This is a genomic window from Streptomyces sp. TM32 (genome assembly GCF_004122755.1).
In the GTDB taxonomy this organism is placed as follows: domain Bacteria; phylum Actinomycetota; class Actinomycetes; order Streptomycetales; family Streptomycetaceae; genus Streptomyces; species Streptomyces sioyaensis.
Map to the genome: position 1 here is coordinate 99,120 of NZ_SDIG01000003.1, position 15,075 is coordinate 114,194.

Genomic DNA, 15,075 nt, shown 5'->3' on the forward strand with positions numbered 1-15,075 from the left:
CCGCGCCCGTCCGTACGGGCGCTCCGGCCTCACCAGTAGCGGCCCTCGATCATCGCCTCCAGAGTGTCCCGGTGGAGGATCAGCGCATCGGCGTCGGCCGGAGCCGGCGCCTCGCCGAAGTGGATCCGGCGGTAGGCCACGCGCAGCATGACGATGGCGTGCCGCAGGGCCGCGTAGAGAGTGTGGAATTCCATGTTGCGGGGCCGGTGCCCGGTGAGCTCGGCATAGCGGCTCTCGACGCGGTCACGGCACAGGAGGCCGGGCAGTCCCCGCTGTCCGCCCGCTTCGGCCAGGTCCTGGAAGAAGCGGTGGAGATAGACCATCCAGCCCAGGTCGAGTTCGCGCGGGCCCAGGGCCGCCATTTCCCAGTCGAGGACGGCGGCCGGCTCGAAGCCGTCGTAGACGATGTTGCCGATCCTGGCGTCTCCCCAGCTCAGTACGGTCTCACCGGGATCCGGCGGCCAGTGGTCGGCGAGCCGGGCGAAGCCGCGCTCGATCAGCGGGGAGCGCGGCCGGCCGTCAACCACCCAGTCGTAGTAGGCCCGTTGGGACGCGACATGGCGGTGCAGCGCGCTGCCGGTGCCCGAAGTGGCGAGGAATTCGGCCGCGGCGAGCGGGACTTGGTCGTGCAGCCGGGCGAGCACCGAGACGCTGGTGTCTTCCAGCCGGTCGCGCTGGGCGTCGGTGGCGTCATGGAGCCAATTCCCCTCGTACGTATAGGGCATGACGTCCGGCGGGACCCGGCCGGCGGCGCGGGACATGACGAAAAAGGGTGCACCGAGGTGCGCCGGGTCCTCTTCGAGCCAGAGGGTGCGGGGCACCGGGACGTCCGTATGGGCGGCGACCAGGCGCATGGTGCGGTACTGCCGTGCCATGTCGTACCGCGGGAAGATGCAGTACGCGGCGGGGTCGGCGGCGAGGCGCAGCGCGCAGGCGGTCTCCGGCGGGTCGGGGTGGTCGATGTCGAAGAGCAGGGTCTCGCTGGACATGCCGTTGGCGTCCGGGACGGTCGCGGCCAGGGCGCGGGCGCCGGGGAGCCGGGTGCCGAGCCAGGCGGTGAGACGGCGGGTGAGCACCTCGGGGTCGCGGGTGGTCGTGCGGGGACGCGCCGCGGCCGGAGTGGCGGCGCGGTCGGGGTCCGAGCCGGCGGGCAGTGGGTGATCCGTCATCGCCCGGCCTCCCCCGCGACGGAGTCATAGCCGGTGAAGCCGCTGGGATCGTGCCGGCCGAAGCTGCCGTGTTCGAAGATGCCGTGACCGGTCCGGCCGTCCAGGGTGAAGCGGGCGGCGTGGTCGGTGACGCCGTACGCGGCGAGCGGGTGTGCGGCCGGGTCGGAGAGGTCGTAGCTGCGGCGATCGGTCCAGCCGCGGCCGCGCCAGGTGCCGTGCTGCCAGTCGTCGGCGGGCAGGTAGCCGGCGCCCACGGCGAGCGGCGAGGAGGTAAGGATCTCGGCGGTCAGTTCGTGGGGCGTGCGGTCGGGACCGGTGAGGTGGAGGACGGCGCGTTCGGGGTGCCGGGTGCCGGGGCGGTAGCTGATGTCGGTGTGTGGCCAGCCGAGTTGGACATCGCGGGCGCCGTCGCCGCGGACCGAGACCGCCTCGTTCAGGGTGCGGTGCCCGTCGGCGTCCTCCTGGACGATGACCATCACGAAGCGGTCGTCGAAGCGCACCGGGCACCAGATCCAGTGGAAGCCCTCGGGTCGCCATTCCTCGGCGGCCCGCCCGCCGTCCTCGCCCGGTATGGGGCGCACCCCCCAGCTGCGGTCGCGGGTACCGGTCCACTCCCCCGCCGTCACGGCGAGCTCCTCACCCGCGACGCGGATACGCCCGGTGCAGGTGCCGGCCTGGACGAACCGCCGGCCTTCGAGCGTCAGCCGGTCGCCGCGGTACTGGGTGTGGTGCGGCTCCCACGTGGCCGGGAACGCCGCGGACCAGGTCAGGTCGTACGCCAGGCCGTCCGGATCGTCGGGGTCCGCGGCGCAGGTCAGCCGGAGGCGGGCCAGCGGCTCCTCGACGGTGATGGTGAGCGGGCCGACGGTGAGCGCGAGGCGGTCGTCGGTGAGCGCGTCGGAGGCCCGTACGGCGTGCAGCCGGTCGCCGAGGCGAAGGGTGGCGTAGGCGTCGATGACGCCGGCGTTGGGATAGACCCCGAGGCCGGCGATCAGCAGGGCGCGGCCGGAGTGATCCAGGACGTGGAAGATGCAACGGTCATAGGCGTTGCGGTCACCGGTGGCGACGTGCCGCATGGACAGCGGGACCTGGTGGATCGGGTACTCGTCGAGCGCGATCGGGCGGTCGGGCACGGTCTCCTCCTGGGCGCGCGGTCGGCGGAACGCCGCAGGAACGTCAGCCCTCACGGCGGGAGTTGACGGTACGTCAGGTAGGACTGAACGGCCAGGCCCCCGGAGGCGTGCGGGTGCGGTGCGGATCGCGAGACGCGAGGGCGGGCCGGGGTCACCCCGGCCCGCCCCCCGCTCCCCCTCAGCGCGTTTCCGGCCCCGCGAGATGCCTGGCGATGACCATCCGCTGGATCTGGTTGGTGCCCTCGACGATCTGCAGGACCTTGGCCTCGCGCATATAGCGCTCGGCCGGGAAGTCGAGGGTGTAGCCGTAGCCGCCGAGGAGCTGGACGGCGTCGGTGGTCACCCGCATCGCGGTGTCCGTGCAGAACAGCTTGGCCATCGCCGCTTCCTTGGAGAACGGCAGACCGGCGTCGCGCAGCCGGGCGGCGGTGAGGTAGAGCGCGCGGCCCGCCTCGATCTGGGTGGCCATGTCGGCGAGCATGAAGCGCAGGCCCTGGAAGTCGAGGATCGGGCGCCCGAATTGCTGCCGTTCGGCGGTGTACGCGAGCGCCTCGTCCAGCGCCGCCTGGGCGACGCCGACAGCACAGGCCGCGATGCCCAGGCGCCCGGAATCCAGGGCGGACAGCGCGATGGCGAACCCCTGGCCCTCGTCCCCGAGGCGGCGGGCGTCGGGGATGCGGACGGCGTCGAAGTGCAGCTGGGCCGTCGGGGAGCCCTTCATGCCCATCTTGCGCTCGGGCGCCGCGGCGCTCAGCCCCTCGGCGTCGCCGGGGACCAGGAAGGCGGTGATGCCATGGGCGCCGCTACCGCCGGTGCGGGCCAGCACGGTGTAGAAGTCGGCCACACCGCCGTGGGTGGTCCAGGCCTTGGTGCCCTCCAGGGTCCAGGTGTCCCCGTCCCGGGTGGCCCGGGTGGTCAGGGACGCGGCGTCGGAGCCCGAGGAGGGCTCGGAGAGGCAGTACGCCCCGAGGAGGCCGCCGCCGAGCATGTCCGGAAGGTGGTCGGCGCGCTGCTCCTTGGTGCCGAATCCGGCGAGGGCATGACACGCGAGGGTGTGCACGCTGACGCCGAGGCCAACGGTGAGCCGGGCGGCGGCGAGTTCCTCCACGACCTGGAGGTAGACCTCGTAGGGCTGGCCACCGCCGCCGAATTCCTCGTCATAGGGCAGCGAGAGCAGACCGGATTCCGACAGCAGGGTGAAGGTCTCGCGCGGGAAGCGGCCGGCTTCCTCTTCCTCGCCCGCCGTGGGCCTGATCTCGCGCTCGGCGAGCTCGCGTACGAGTGTCAGCAGATCGCGGGCTTCCTCCGTGGGCAACCTGCGGTCCACCGGCCGGGGGCCGTACTCGGTCATGGCGGCGCTCTCCTCCCTGTCGGGCGCTGCGGCGACACGCGCGCGGGGTGGGCGGCGGCGCCGGTTCCGTAATGCCGGTCCGATGATCGCTTTCCGGGTCTCGGAAGGCGATGACCTGCGACTGTGGCGCTAGGAGTATGCCCGATCGGAGGCTCCACGTCACGGGTTGATCATCACCGGCTGCGGGGAACGGGCCTCGTTCCCCGCAGCCGGGAAATTGGTCCGAACCATTGACGCACTGGTCTAGTCCTTCTACCTTTCCTGCCATGCTCAACGCGTTCATGCCAATTCGGAACGCAGGTCAGGTCAGGCACCATCCCTCGCCCCCTCCGAGGAGAGACGACATGCTCAGACCGCCCCGGACGCACTCCCCCCACAGACTGATCGCCCCACGCAGACTGATCGCCGCCGCCACCGCGCTGTGTACGGCGGCGCTGGCCGGCACCCTGCTCGCCGGACCCGCCTCCGCCGTCCCCACCGGCGCCCGCACCGCGCACCACCCGTCCACGGCCGCCGCGACCGGGACGACACCGGCCACCGCGGGCAACAAGGTCGTCGGATACTTCACCAACTGGGGTGTCTACGACCGCAATTACCACGTCAAGAACATCGAGACCTCGGGGTCGGCGGCCAAGCTGACCCACATCAACTACGCCTTCGGCAATGTCCAGGGCGGCAAGTGCGCCATCGGTGACTCCTACGCCGACTACGACAAGGCGTACACCGCCGACCAGAGCGTCGACGGCACCGCGGACACCTGGGACAACGGCGCCCTGCGCGGCAACTTCAACCAGCTGCGCAAGCTCAAGAAGCTGCATCCGGGCCTCAAGGTGATCTGGTCGTTCGGCGGCTGGACCTGGTCGGGCGGCTTCACCGAGGCGGCCAAGAACCCCGACGCGTTCGCCCAGTCCTGCCTGGACCTGGTCGAGGACAAGCGCTGGGCGGATGTCTTCGACGGCATCGACATCGACTGGGAATATCCCAACGCCTGCGGCCTGACCTGCGACACCAGCGGCAAGGACGCCTTCTCCGGGGTCATGCGGGCGCTGCGGTCGAAGTTCGGCCGGAACGATCTGGTGACCGCGGCGATCACCGCGGACGCCTCGGCCGGCGGGAAGATGGACGCCGCCGACTACGCGGGCGCGGCCCAGTACGTCGACTGGTACAACCCGATGACGTACGACTACTTCGGCGCCTGGGACGCCAAGGGCCCGACGGCCCCGCACTCCCCGCTCACCTCGTACCACGGCATTCCGAGGGCCGGCTTCAACACCACCGACACCGTCACCAAGCTCAAGAGCCTCGGCGTGCCGGCGACCAAGCTGCTGCTGGGCATCGGCTTCTACGGCCGCGGCTGGTCGGGCGTCACCCAGGATGCTCCGGGCGGCACGGCGACCGGTGCGGCACCGGGCAAGTACGAGGCCGGCATCGACGACTACAAGGTGCTCAAGACCCGCTGCCCGGCCACCGGCACCGTGGGCGGCACCGCCTACGCCAAGTGCGGCGACCAGTGGTGGAGCTATGACACCCCGCAGACCATCGGCAGCAAGATGGCCTTCAAGGACGCCCAGGGCCTGGGCGGCACATTCTTCTGGGAACTGAGCGGCGACACCGCGAGCGGCGAGCTGATCAAGGCGATCAGGTAGCACGGAGACGACACGAACCGGCCGGGCGGGAGGCGGTGTCTCCCGCCCGGCCGCCGTATCTCGGGGAGGTGCGCGAGCCCGGCGTGCGCGCCCCCGTGGGGTTTACGGCTGGGCTCCGTACGAGCACCATCGCCCCAAGGACCGGTCGTTGCCGGGCGCCGCGCGGCAGGCGGGAGTTCGACGACAGGTCCTAGGGCGTGCGTGCCAGGCGTCGTGGGCCAGGCGGGACTTTGCGGACACGCCCTAGGAGCAGGAGCCGCATCGGAGAGGTGTCACGTGGTCAACCCTTGGCTGGCGATGGAGGCCGGTGCCGACCCGGTGGCGCGCACCCGCACGGTGCGCCGGGCCCATGCGGCCTTCCTGGCCGACGGCACCGTCGCACCGCCGGTGCGCCGAGTGGTCGCCGACTCCTGGCGCCGCTCCGCGGACGCCCACGCCGCAGCGGACGGCGCCGCACCCATCGAGCTGGACGAGCCCGCGCTGGGCGCCTACCGGGACAGTCATCCGCTCGCCCGCGCCATGCCCGTCTTCCGGGAGCTGCTGGGCAGCTTCGCGCAGGACGGCGCCCATCTGCTGGCCGTCTGCGATCCGCAGGGACGGCTGCTGTGGGTGGAGGGGCACCGCGGGGTGCGGCGCAGCGCCGAGCGGATGAACTTCGTCGTCGGTGCCCGCTGGGACGAACGGCACGCCGGCACCAACGCCCCGGGCACCGCCCTGGCCGCCGATCACGCCGTCCAGATCTTCGCCGCCGAGCACTACAACCGGCAGGTGCAGCGCTGGACCTGCGCGGCCGCGCCCCTGCACGATCCGCGGACCGGGCGGCTGCTGGGCGCGGTGGACATCACCGGCGGCGATCATCTGGCGAGCCCGCACAGCCTGGCCCTGGTGCAGGCCACCGCACGCGCCGCGGAGGCTCATCTCGCCGCCGGCGTACCGGAGTGGGGCGTGTGTCTGTCGGCGCTCGGCCGGGACGAGGCGCTGCTGGTCGTGGACGGGGAGCGGCTGCGGCTCGGCCGGCGGCACAGCGAGATCCTGGTGCTGCTGGCCGAGCACCCCGAGGGGCTCACGGGCGATCAGCTCTCGGTGCTGCTGTACGGCGAGCGCGCGGTGCGCCCGGTGACGCTGCGGGCCGAGCTGTCCCGGCTGCGGCAGCTCGTCGGCACCCTGCTGCACTCCCGTCCGTACCGGCTCAGCCGGCCCGTCGAGACCGATGTGCGCACGGTCGAGGAGGCGTTGGCGGCCGGCGAGGTGCACTCCGCGCTGGCCGCTTACCGCGGTCCGCTGCTGCCGCTGTCGGAGGCACCGGGCATCCAGCGGATGCGCGGCGCGCTGGAGGACCGGACACGGTGCGCGTTGCTCGGCGCGCACGACCCCGGTCTGCTCCGCGAGTGGTCACGCACCCCCTGGGGCGAGGACGACCTGACGATCTGGGAAGCCCTGGTGGACGCCCTGCCGGAGCGCTCCCCGGCCCGCGCCGCACCGATGGCCACGGCCGACCGGCTGCGCGCCGCATACGGCCTGACCGGCGGTTCCCGGGCCGACGCGAAGGCCTCCGTTCCCGCGCGCGTCGCAACCTTCCCGCAACCTCCGCGGCTCTAGCGTGCACACATCGCCCGTCGCAGGGAGTGGCGGGCACCGCGCCGAGAGCGATTGGGAGGCCGCCCCATGGCCCGTTACGCCAGCCCGGGTTCCGCCGACGCCGTCATGAGCTACCTGCCCCGCTACGACCACTGGATCGGCGGCGAGTTCGTCGCGCCGGCGCTGGGCCGGTACTTCGAGAATCCGACGCCGGTCAACGGACAGCCGTTCACGGAGGTCGCCCGGGGCACCGCCGAGGACGTCGAGCGGGCCCTCGACGCCGCCCACGCGGCCGCGCCCGGCTGGGCCCGCACCTCCGCCGCCGAACGCGCCGCCGTCCTCAACAAGATCGCCGACCGGATGGAGCAGAACCTGGAGAAGCTGGCGGTCGCGGAGAGCTGGGAGAACGGCAAGCCCGTACGGGAGACCCTGGCCGCCGACATCCCGCTCGCCATCGACCACTTCCGCTACTTCGCGGGCGCCATCCGCGCGCAGGAAGGCTCCCTGTCGGAGATCGACGGGGACACCGTGGCCTACCATTTCCACGAGCCGCTCGGCGTCGTCGCCCAGATCATCCCCTGGAACTTCCCCATCCTCATGGCGACCTGGAAGCTCGCCCCGGCACTGGCCGCCGGCAACGCCGTGGTCCTCAAACCGGCCGAACAGACCCCCGTTTCGGTGCACTTCTGGATGGGCCTGATCGCCGATCTGCTGCCGCCGGGCGTGGTCAACATCGTCAACGGCTTCGGCGCGGAGGCCGGAAAGCCGCTGGCCTCCAGCCCCCGGGTCGCGAAGGTCGCCTTCACCGGCGAGACCACCACCGGCCGCCTGATCATGCAGTACGCGTCCGAGCATCTGCGGCCGGTGACGCTCGAACTGGGCGGCAAGAGCCCCAACATCTTCTTCGACGACGTCTCGTCGAAGGCGGACGACTTCCACGACAAGGCGCTGGAAGGCTTCACCATGTTCGCCCTCAACCAGGGCGAGGTGTGCACCTGTCCGTCCCGGGCGCTGATCCAGGGCGGGCACTACGACGACTTCCTGGCGGCCGGGGTGGCCCGTACCGAGAAGATCGTCCAGGGACACCCGCTGGACACCGACACGATGATCGGCGCCCAGGCCTCCAACGACCAGCTGGAGAAGATCCTCTCCTACCTGGACATCGGCCAGAAGGAGGGCGCCCGCATCCTGACCGGCGGCTCCCGGGCCGAACTGGGCGGCGAGTTGGAGGGCGGCTACTACGTCCGGCCGACCATCTTCGAGGGCAACAACGGCATGCGGGTCTTCCAGGAGGAGATCTTCGGCCCCGTGGTGGCCGTGGCACCCTTCTCCGACTTCGAGGACGCCATCGGCATCGCCAACGACACCCTGTACGGCCTGGGCGCCGGCGTCTGGACCCGCGACGGCTCCACCGCCTACCGCGCGGGCCGCGCCATCCAGGCCGGCCGCGTATGGACCAACTGCTACCACGCCTACCCGGCCCACGCCGCCTTCGGCGGCTACAAGCAGTCCGGAATCGGCAGGGAAACCCACAAGATGATGCTGGACCACTATCAGCAGACCAAGAATCTGCTGGTGAGCTACTCGCCGAAGAAGCTGGGGTTCTTCTAAGGCCACGGAGAAAGGCGCCTGACCCGGCCTTTTCCACTCGGGCGCCTTTCGCTCGGCCTGTCCGGAGCGAACGCCACAGCGGCTATACCTCCCAGTTTCTCCCACCGGTGTCCCGATCCTGAGCAGCGCTCCCGGACCAGTCACGGACCAAACGGCGCACTTACCCAGCAGGCGCCGCGCCCTGGCTGCGGGTCCCGGTCCCGCACCTGTTCGGTCAGGTCGGTTCCGTGCTCGACAGCTGACGGCGTCTTTTGTGCAAGGGCGCTCTGGCCTGCGTCGTTACCGAGGCTTCGCACCACCTGAATGAGACTTCCCACTGCGTCGTCGATCTCGCGGGCGCACCTGGCCAGCGCCGCAGAGGGCCTCCCTCGGGGGTCCGCGACGTCGTCCTCCTCCGGCGGGACCGGGGCCGCGTGTCCCCGGCGGGCGGCGGCGGCCGCGACCACGGCGGCGAAGACACCGGCGCCCTCCGGCCGTTGCCCGTCCCCGTCGGCTTCCCCGCCGGCGAGCCGTACGAACTCCTTGAGGGTGAAGCAGCGCCGCATCGCCGACGGCGCGAGCCGTACGGCCGCCTCGCGGTGCTCGCGGGAGAGCCCGAGCACCAGCGCAGATCCCAGGACGAGCCGGGCGGTGAGCGGGCGCGCGACGAAGCCGGAGCCGTCGCCGCCCAGCCGCTCCAGCACCGTCCGGGTGGAGTACTCCATGCCCGAGCGGGGCCACGCCTGCGTACCGGCGCTCTCCGGCCGCACGGCCGGGCCGCGCGGCAGCCGGGCGGCCAGCAGCCGCTCGGCGAGCGCCGAGCGGTGCACGTTGCCGGTGCAGACGAACAGGACCCGGATCATTCCTCACCAGCCCCACTGGCCTCACCCGTCCCGGCGGGCGCAGCGGCCTCGCGGCGGGCAACCGACGCCCGGGGAGCGGGCAGCTCACCGTAGCTCCGGTAGCCGTACCGGCCGCCCTTGGGGACCGGAGCCATGCTGAAGACGGTGCCGAGGACGCGCACGCCCACCCGCTCCAGCGATTCCGCGGCGGCGCGCACCTGATCCCGCTTGGTCCTGGCGGCACGGACGACGAGCAGCGTGCCGTGAGCGAACGAGGCGAGCCCCACGGTGTCGGCGACCGGCAGCAGCGGCGCGGTGTCGACGATCACCACCTCGTGCGTGTCCGCCAGCTCCTTCAGTACCTCCTCCATGCGCGCCGAGGCGAGCAGCTCGGTAGGGTTCGGCGGTACGGCGCCGCTGGCCAGCACCGACAGCCCACCGGCGACCTGCTGCAGCACGTCGGCGACCCGAGCCTGCCCGATGAGCACGGTGGTCAGGCCGGCGTCCCGGACGATGCCGAAGGCCGAGGCCACGCACGGACGGCGCAGGTCCGCGTCCACCAGGCAGGTCGAGACGCCCGCCTCGGCCAGCAACAGGGCGAGGTTCGCCGCGGTGTTGGTCTTGCCCTCGCCCGACACCGAACTCGTCACGACGATGATCCGCGGGGGGTCGTCGACCTGCGAGAACTGCAGGTTGGTGCGCAGCTTGCGGAAGGCTTCGGCGCGCCCGGAGTGCCCGTAGGCGCTGACGAGCGGCTGCTTGGAAGCGCTCCTGTCGTACGGGATGGTGGCAAGCCCCGGCAGCTTGGTGAACTCGCTCAGCGCCTCGACCGTCTTGAGCGTGGTGTCGAGCGTCTCGCGCAACGCCACGACGCCGGCGCCGAGCAGCAGGCCGGCTAGCACCCCCGCAGCCAGGTTCAGCAGCGGCCGGGGCGAGACCGGGGCGGCGGGGGCGACGGCCTCCTGGGTGACTCGGAGGGAGACGGGGGAGGTCTCCCCGCCGGTCCAGTTCTGGGAGCTGGGCACGCGCTTGGGCGTCTCCAGCTGCTCGACGACCGTCATGAACCGTTCCGCCACGGCATTGGCGATCCGCGCCGCACGCCGGGGCGCGGTGTCCCGGACGGTGATGTCGATGAGCACGGTGTTGAGCGGGGCCTGGGCGGTGATCCGGGACGCCAGCTTCTCCGGCGTGGTGCGCAGCCCCAGCTCCTTCACCACAGGCACGGTCACCTGCCGGGTCGTCACGATCTCGGTGTACGACTGCACCCGCGCCTGCGAGAAGGTCTGGCCCTGGTTCAGCTGGGCGGTGTCCTGCCCGGCGCGGGTCGCGACGAAGAGCTGGGTACCGGCCTCGTAGACGGTGGTGCTCACCCTCGTCGCGGCGAGCGCCGCCCCGACCCCGAGAACCAGGCAGACGGCGACGGTCGGCCAGCGTCTGGCCAGGGCCTTCAGGAAGCCGTGGAGATCCAAGCTGCACCCCTCATGGAACCGAGGGAACCACCCGGAGTGGGGCGTTCTGTTCCCTGTGGACGCAGCCGACCATAGGGACTCGCACGCATCGAACGCGGGAGCCACCCTCATGCGGGACCACCGCGAGGACAGGCCTACCCCATCCGGTGACTTCTTGGCCGCGCCACGACGGAGATTTTCACATATCCCACTTTTACCGGTATTCATACTTTTACCGGTTTTCAGATCTCGACGACGGCCGACTTTGCCGCCTGGTCCGGGCCAAGTTGGAGGAGAGTGAACATGATGAGATCGCCCAGGTGGCGTGGCGCGTTGGCATCGGCCGCCGTGCTCGTGGCCGCACCGCTGGCGGTGGCGCAGAGCGCCCACGCGCAGTCCGCGGGGCCGTACCCCCCACGACCCCACTGCCTGAAGCTCACCGCCACCACTCTGCACGCCGGAGCCAGACTGGGCTTCCACGGCGCGGGCTTCGCTCCCCGGCAGCGGGTCGCGGCGCACCTGAGGCAGTTCGCCGTGCTGGGCGCCTTCAGGGCGGACAGGCACGGAGACGTCACCGGCACGGTGACCATCCCACGGGCCACCCATCCGGGGCCCTACATCTTCGAACTGTTCGCCCGGAAGCCCTATCGGAAGTGCGCCGCCAAGATCAGGGTGCGGCACGTTGCCGGCCGGGCAGTCCTGGCCGGACCCGCCACCACGTCGTACCCCGACGGGCAGCCCGCGCGCGTAGGCCTCGGGAGCACGGGCAGCGGGACGGCTCTGGCGCTGGGCGGGGCCCCGGCGGGGCTGATCGCGGCAGGCCGTGGCACGATGCTCGCCGCGCGCCGGCGCCGCAGTTCATGACGGACCGGGACACCGGTACGGCACCCCCAAGGCGTCACGGCTTCGGCCGGGGCGCCGTCCGCTTGCCGGGGGCGGGCCGCCGCCTTGACCAGGTGCCCGTCCTGCGCCGTGCGCTCAGGTACGCCCTGCCCGCCATCGCGGCGCTCGCACTGGCAGGCGCCGCCTGGATCGCAGTCACCGGACTGCTCGCCCGCACGGAACTGCTCGCGGCCCAGCGGGACCTCGACGCGCTGCGACGGTCCGCGACCATCGCACCGGCACCCGGCGCGGCCGGGGAGCGGGAGCGTACGGTGCGGTCCGCGGCGGCCCACGCCGTGCGGGCCCACCGCCTCACCACGGGCCCGGCCTGGTACTGCGCCGCCCGGCTGCCCTTCCTCGGCGGCCCGCTGCGGACCGTGCGCGGCGCCGCCTCGGCGGCGGACCACCTGTCCGCCGGCGTCCTGTCCCCGCTGGTGCGCGCCCTGCCGGCACCGGGTGGCGGCAGCGACGGGATGTCCGGGGCACTGTCGTCCTTGCGGAAACATGCGCCGGACGTCGTCCGGGCGGCGGACGTCGCCACCCGGGTACAGGCCGACGTGCACGGGCTGCCCCGGTCCACCTGGCTGCCGGCCGCCGACCGGGCCCGGGCCGACCTCGTGCGGCAGACCGACCGTCTCACCCCGGCGCTGACCGATGCCTCCGTGGCGGCCCGCGTCCTGCCGTCCTTGCTGGGCGACCAGGGTGAACGCCGCTACTTCCTCGCGTTCCAGAACACCGCCGAAGCCCGCGGCACCGGAGGGGTCGCGGGGGCCTTCGCGGTGCTCAGGGCCGACCGGGGCCATGTGTCGTTCGAGCGGTTCGGCAACAACACCGAGATGGCGGCGGCGAAGGCGGACATCGATCTGGGCGCCGAGTTCGCGGACCGCTACGCGGGCAGCGCTCCCACCCGCGTGTGGGCCAATTCCAACCTCAGCCCGCACTTCCCCGCCGCGGCCCGCGTCTGGGCCGCGGCGTGGCGCGACCACACCGGTCAGCGCGTGGACGGAGCGATCGCCCTCGACCCGGCCACGCTGGGCCGTTTCCTGCGGGTCACCGGCCCCGCCCGCATGGCCGACGGCACCGAACTCACCGCCGACAACGTCCTGGACCTCACCGAGCGGGCCAGCTACGCGCGCTACGACGACGTCACCCGGCGCAAGGCATTCTTCGTCGAGGCGGCACGCGCCGTCGCCGCGCCTCTGCTCGCCGCGTACGACGATCCGCGCCGGCTGCCCGCCCTGTTCGCCGCCGTCCACGAGGCCCAGCGCGACGGCCGGCTGAAGCTGTGGAGCGCGCACCCGCGGGAACAGCGACTCCTGGAGACGCGCCCCTACGCGGGCACGCTCCCGGACACCCCGGGCCCCTTCGCGGGACTGGTGGTGAACAACGCGGCGGGCTCGAAACTCGACTACTACCTGGACCGCAGCCTGGTCTGGGAAGCGAACGGCTGCGCCGACGGTGGACGCGCGGTCACCGTGGCTGTGAGCCTCACCAACCGGGCCCCGTCCGCCGGCCTGCCCGGCTACGTCACGCTGCGGGAGGACCGCCCGCCCTACCGCACCCGGCCGGGCGACAACCGGCTGCTGGTGTCGTACTACGCCGGGGCCGGCGCCGAACTCACCGGCGCCACCCTGGACGGCCGTACCGCGATGCTGGCATCCGGCACCGAACGCGGCCACCCCGTGTACACGCTCGATCTTGAGCTGCCCGCGGGCGCCCGCCGCACGCTGGTGCTGCACCTGTGGGAACCGCACGCGGACGGCAGGCCGGTCCTGCTGCGCCAGCCCCTGGTCACGCCCCTGCGGGCCACGCTGAAGCCGGGCCGCACATGCGATCAGACCCTTTGATCCCGCTTGGAGGGTGAATGCGGCTGTTCGGGGAGACTCTGCCCCAGCTACCGGCGGCACGACAGCCGCAGACCCGGGTCGTCGACGCACAGCCACCGGCCGGACGCGACACCGGCAAACCCCTCTGGTTTGCGCCGGCCGCCGTCCTCGGTGACGCGGTCGGCGTCCTCGCGCCGGCGTACCTGGCCTTCGCCTTGAACGACGGCGGGCGGGCCGTGACCCACGCGGCGGTGATGGCTTCGGCCTGGCTGCTCGTGCGCGCCGCGCGGGACCGCTACGCCGAACTCCGTCTCGGTGAGGGCGGTGCCCTGCGCCCCGCGCTGCACGACTGGCTGGTCATGGTCGGCATGCTCGCGGTGGTCCGGGCGGCGACGGGCGAGGACTCCCCGTTCCTCCTCGCGCTCGCCGCACTGATGCCCGCCGCGCCGACGAGCGCGGTCGTGCACACGCTGATCCGCCGGCATCTGGTCGCCCGGCGCCGCGACGGCCGGGCCGTGCGCCAGGCCCTGGTGATCGGGGACGCGGACGCCGTCGACGGCCTGGTCGGCCACCTGGCACGGCGGACCGAGCACGAGTTCGTCGTCGTCGGCGTGTGCCCGGTCGGCGAGCAGGACCCGCAGGCGCTGGCGCCCGTCGCCGCCCGCCTGGACCGACAGCAACCCCCGCGTATGACGGCCGACTCGGCCCCGGTGCTGGAGGCGGCCCGGCGGCTCGGCGCGGACGCGGTCCTCGTCGTACCGGGACCGCACATGAGCGGAACACGCCTGCGCCAGCTGTCCTGGGCCCTGCACGGCGAAGGCCGCCGCCTCGTGGTCGTACCGGGACTGACCGAGGTGTCCCGACGGCGGGTGGGCGTCTTCTCCGTGGCCGGGCTCACCATGCTGAACGTCACCCCGCCCCTGCGGCGGGGGCTCGCCGCGGCGGTGAAGTCGGTGACCGACCGGCTGGGCGCGGCGCTGCTCATCGTGCTGCTCGCCCCGGTGCTCGCGGCGGTCGCCCTGGTCGTACGCCTGGACTCGCCGGGACCCGTCGTGCACCGGCAGACCCGCGTCGGACGTGGCGGAGCGCCGTTCACCATGCTGAAGTTCCGCACCATGGTGGCCGACGCCGAACGGCTGCGGCAGCAACTGGCCGGCACCAACGAGCAGGACGGCCGGATGTTCAAGATCCGCCGTGATCCGCGCATCACCCGCGCCGGCCGCCTGCTGCGCCGCTGCTCCCTGGACGAACTGCCCCAGCTGTTCAACGTGGTGCGCGGAGACATGTCCCTGGTCGGCCCGCGTCCACCGCTCCCCGACGAGGTCGCCCGCTACAACGAGGGCGAACTGCGCAGACTCACCGTCAAGCCGGGCCTCACCGGCCTGTGGCAGGTCAGCGGACGCTCCAACCTGTCGTGGGAAGAGACGATCGCCCTGGACCTCGGATACGTGGACAACTGGTCGCCGTCGGTGGACCTCGGAGTGCTGGTGCGGACGGTGCCGGCCGTCATCACCGGCACCGGGGCGTACTGACACAGGGAGGGCCGATGCCGTCGGGAACCGCCCCCGCCGCCCCAGCGGTCCGGTGAGCCCGTCGTACGGATCGGGGCC

At 72.5% G+C, this 15,075-nt stretch carries 11 protein-coding genes; 6 read left to right on the plus strand and 5 right to left on the minus strand.

All coding sequences use genetic code 11. The features are described from left to right. Positions 1-29: 29 nt before the first annotated feature. From EST92_RS01670 to EST92_RS01680, 3 genes are all read right to left on the minus strand, one after another. Positions 30-1,169, minus strand: coding sequence for a phosphotransferase family protein (locus EST92_RS01670; protein WP_129279199.1), 1,140 nt, complete (start codon positions 1,167-1,169; stop codon positions 30-32). Then, positions 1,166-2,302 (minus strand): hypothetical protein, encoded by a 1,137-nt coding sequence (locus EST92_RS01675; RefSeq protein ID WP_129279200.1) that lies wholly within the window; start codon positions 2,300-2,302, stop codon positions 1,166-1,168. Before EST92_RS01675 ends, EST92_RS01670 begins: the two co-directional genes overlap by 4 nt. A 178-nt stretch (positions 2,303-2,480) precedes the next feature. Beyond that, on the minus strand, positions 2,481-3,653 hold the full coding sequence (locus EST92_RS01680; protein ID WP_129279201.1) for an acyl-CoA dehydrogenase family protein: 1,173 nt from the start codon (positions 3,651-3,653) through the stop codon (positions 2,481-2,483). A gap of 344 nt (positions 3,654-3,997) precedes the next feature. Between EST92_RS01680 and EST92_RS01685 the strand changes: the two genes are divergently transcribed. From EST92_RS01685 to adh, 3 genes are all read left to right on the plus strand, one after another. Next, positions 3,998-5,299: a glycoside hydrolase family 18 protein gene (locus tag EST92_RS01685; protein WP_129279202.1), complete on the plus strand. Its 1,302-nt coding sequence runs from the start codon at positions 3,998-4,000 to the stop codon at positions 5,297-5,299. A gap of 276 nt (positions 5,300-5,575) precedes the next feature. Further along, positions 5,576-6,898 (plus strand): GAF domain-containing protein, encoded by a 1,323-nt coding sequence (locus EST92_RS01690; protein WP_129279203.1) that lies wholly within the window; start codon positions 5,576-5,578, stop codon positions 6,896-6,898. 66 nt (positions 6,899-6,964) lie between these two features. Then, positions 6,965-8,488 (plus strand): aldehyde dehydrogenase, encoded by a 1,524-nt coding sequence (gene adh / locus EST92_RS01695; protein WP_129279204.1) that lies wholly within the window; start codon positions 6,965-6,967, stop codon positions 8,486-8,488. 140 nt (positions 8,489-8,628) lie between these two features. Here the strand turns inward: adh and EST92_RS01700 are convergent, their stop codons facing one another. Then, a complete protein-coding gene (locus EST92_RS01700; protein ID WP_129279205.1) occupies positions 8,629-9,330 on the minus strand; it encodes a low molecular weight phosphatase family protein in 702 nt (233 codons plus the stop codon). Continuing rightward, positions 9,327-10,778 (minus strand): polysaccharide biosynthesis tyrosine autokinase, encoded by a 1,452-nt coding sequence (locus EST92_RS32530; RefSeq protein ID WP_161981688.1) that lies wholly within the window; start codon positions 10,776-10,778, stop codon positions 9,327-9,329. Before EST92_RS32530 ends, EST92_RS01700 begins: the two co-directional genes overlap by 4 nt. A 312-nt stretch (positions 10,779-11,090) precedes the next feature. Here EST92_RS32530 and EST92_RS31275 point away from each other — a divergent pair, with 312 nt between their 5' ends. The 3 genes from EST92_RS31275 to EST92_RS01715 all read left to right on the plus strand — a co-directional run bounded on the left by EST92_RS31275 (position 11,091) and on the right by EST92_RS01715 (position 14,997). Then, entirely contained in the window at positions 11,091-11,621 is a 531-nt protein-coding gene (locus EST92_RS31275; protein WP_161981689.1) for a hypothetical protein, read from the plus strand. A 92-nt stretch (positions 11,622-11,713) separates the two neighbouring features. Further along, complete coding sequence (locus tag EST92_RS01710; RefSeq protein WP_254068398.1) at positions 11,714-13,486, plus strand: DUF4012 domain-containing protein; 1,773 nt, start codon at positions 11,714-11,716, stop codon at positions 13,484-13,486. Between the two features lie 17 nt (positions 13,487-13,503). After that, positions 13,504-14,997, plus strand: coding sequence for a sugar transferase (locus tag EST92_RS01715; protein WP_129279208.1), 1,494 nt, complete (start codon positions 13,504-13,506; stop codon positions 14,995-14,997). The last annotated feature ends 78 nt before the right edge of the window (positions 14,998-15,075 follow it).

Excerpts from the sequence above, each read along its gene's own strand:
- EST92_RS01680 (WP_129279201.1), bottom strand. The coding sequence starts at position 3,653 with ATGACCGAGTACGGCCCCCGGCCGGTGGACCGCAGGTTGCCCACGGAG.
- EST92_RS01700 (WP_129279205.1), bottom strand. The coding sequence starts at position 9,330 with ATGATCCGGGTCCTGTTCGTCTGCACCGGCAACGTGCACCGCTCGGCG.
- adh (WP_129279204.1), top strand. The coding sequence starts at position 6,965 with ATGGCCCGTTACGCCAGCCCGGGTTCCGCCGACGCCGTCATGAGCTAC.
- EST92_RS01670 (WP_129279199.1), bottom strand. The coding sequence starts at position 1,169 with ATGACGGATCACCCACTGCCCGCCGGCTCGGACCCCGACCGCGCCGCC.
- EST92_RS01715 (WP_129279208.1), top strand. The coding sequence starts at position 13,504 with ATGCGGCTGTTCGGGGAGACTCTGCCCCAGCTACCGGCGGCACGACAG.
- EST92_RS01685 (WP_129279202.1), top strand. The coding sequence starts at position 3,998 with ATGCTCAGACCGCCCCGGACGCACTCCCCCCACAGACTGATCGCCCCA.